This is a genomic window from Streptomyces sp. RP5T (assembly GCF_003933965.1).
GTDB lineage: Bacteria > Actinomycetota > Actinomycetes > Streptomycetales > Streptomycetaceae > Streptomyces.
The window spans coordinates 1-1,431 of the sequence record NZ_RSAJ01001064.1 but is presented as its reverse complement, the minus strand read 5'-3'; the positions used below and the strand labels follow the sequence as shown (position 1 = coordinate 1,431).

1 protein-coding gene is annotated in these 1,431 nt (G+C 72.5%); it reads right to left on the bottom strand.

What is annotated here, in order from left to right; translation table 11 throughout:
* Positions 1-1,196, bottom strand: a 1,196-nt coding sequence (gene fahA, locus EHS43_RS44490; RefSeq protein ID WP_125196050.1) for a fumarylacetoacetase, incomplete at its 3' end; no start/stop codon positions are given.
* Positions 1,197-1,431: the final 235 nt, after the last annotated feature.

Here is a 1,431-nt window from a genome sequence, read left to right as displayed (position 1 = left end):
AGCCCCACCCGGACCCCGTCCGGACCGGGAGCCCACGCCGACAGCGTCACCACGTCCCCGTCCTCAAGGAACGTCCGCTTCCCGTCCGGGAGTTCCAGCGCGTCCCGTCCGTTCCAGGTCAGCTCCAGCAGCGAACCCCGCTCGCCCGCGGAGGGCCCGCTCACCGTGCCCGAGCCGTACAGGTCGCCCGTCCTGAGCGAGGCCCCGTTCACCGTCATGTGCGCCAGCTGCTGGGCCGCCGTCCAGTACATGGTGGAGAAGGGCGGCTCCGACACCACATGGCCGTTGATCGCGACGGAGATCCGCAGGTCGTAGCCCCCGGGCTCCACCTCGGGCGCGGTGTCGTCCAGGTACGGCAGCAGCGCGTGCGTGCGCTCCGGCGGGGCCACGCGTGCCTCCTCCAGCGCGTCCAGCGGGGTGATCCACGCCGACACGGACGTGGCGAAGGACTTGCCGAGGAAGGGGCCGAGGGGCACGTACTCCCAGGCCTGGATGTCCCGTGCCGACCAGTCGTTGAGCAGGCACAGCCCGAAGACGTGCTCGCGGAAGTCGGCGAGCGGCACCGGCCTGCCGAGCGAGGACGGCACCCCGACCACGGAGCCGACCTCCGCCTCGATGTCGAGCCGCACGGACGCCCCGAAGACCGGAGCCGCGTCGGCGGGCGCCTTGCGCTGCCCCGACGGCCGTACGACATCCGTGCCCGACACCACCACCGTGCCCGAGCGGCCGTGGTAACCGATCGGCAGGTGCTTCCAGTTGGGGGTCAGGGAGTCGGCGGCGTCCGGGCGGAAGATCTGGCCGACGTTACGCGCGTGGTTCTCCGAGGCGTAGAAGTCGACGTAGTCCGCGACCGCGAAGGGCAGGTGCAGGTCGACCGAGGACAGCGGGTGGAAGAAGCCCGCGATCGCCTCCTGGTGGGCCGGCACCGTCACCCACGCGGTCAGCGCGCGCCGCACGTCCGACCAGGCCGTGCGCCCGGCGGCGAGGAGTGCGTCCAGGGAGGGCCGGGCGAGCAGGTGGACGTACGGGGAGCCGAGGGCGGCGGCCGCCGCGCCCGCGTCGAGGACGTGGTCGCCGAGCCGGACGCCGACGGTCCGGTCGGACGAGCCCGACGGCGAGAAGACGCCGTACGGAAGGTTGTGCGGGCCGAAGGGGTCGCCCTCGGGCACGTCGTAGGGGACATCGAAGGGGGGCATGGGGTGCTGCCTCACTCTCGCGCGTGCCGGGCCGACCGGGACGGTCGGGGCACACGTGGCGGTCCGGGTGGTCGCGCCACACGTTACGGCCGGGACGCCGGTCACGGGAGTGCCCAAAGGGTCGGTGATGTGGCTAAAGAGTTAGCAATGTCCGGTTAAGGGACGGTCGGAGGTCCCCGTTCCGGCTTAGCGTCCTTTGCGAGCACGGACGGACACGGACGGGACGGGGTGGGGT